Origin of the sequence: Streptomyces sp. ME19-01-6, from assembly GCF_033793745.1 — a bacterium.
GTDB lineage: Bacteria > Actinomycetota > Actinomycetes > Streptomycetales > Streptomycetaceae > Streptomyces.
In genome coordinates this window covers 1-512 of record NZ_JARAXF010000147.1, presented here as the reverse complement: position 1 = coordinate 512, position 512 = coordinate 1, and the positions used below count along the sequence as shown (strand labels likewise).

At 64.6% G+C, this 512-nt stretch carries 1 protein-coding gene; it reads left to right on the top strand.

Annotated features, from left to right (window positions below):
• A partial coding sequence (locus tag PV419_RS53070) for a carbamoyltransferase C-terminal domain-containing protein (protein WP_319701275.1) occupies positions 1 to 512 on the top strand: 512 nt, incomplete at both ends.

The window sequence follows — 512 nt, the reverse complement described above, 5'->3', positions numbered from 1 at the left end:
ATTTCAGGTTCCCGGGGGCGTATCTGGGGCACTCCGACGATGATCTCGCTGCGGCCCTGGCCGGGTTCGAGGAGTTCATCGCGGATGTCACGCCGGCGGATGCCCGGATGGTTGTCGAGGATCTGCGGGCGGGTCCTGTCGTGTGGGTGGACGGTCGAGCGGAGCTGGGCCCGAGGGCCTTGGGGCACCGCTCGATCCTGGCGGATCCGCGAACGGTCGAATCCAAGGACGAACTGAACCGGATCAAGCAGCGGGAATGGTGGCGTCCTGTCGCTCCCATGATTCGTGAGGAGGATTTCGGCGATTGGTTCGAGGCGCCCCGGACATCGCCGTACATGCTGGAGACGTTTTTGGTTCGCCGTGATCGGGCGGAGCTTGTGCCGGCCATCGCGCACCTGGACCGTTCGGCCAGGGTCCAGACGGTGAACCGAGAGCAGAACCCGTTCATCCACGATGTGCTGTCCGCTTTCGTCGAAGCGACGGGTGTGCCGATCCTGTGCAACACCTCCCTG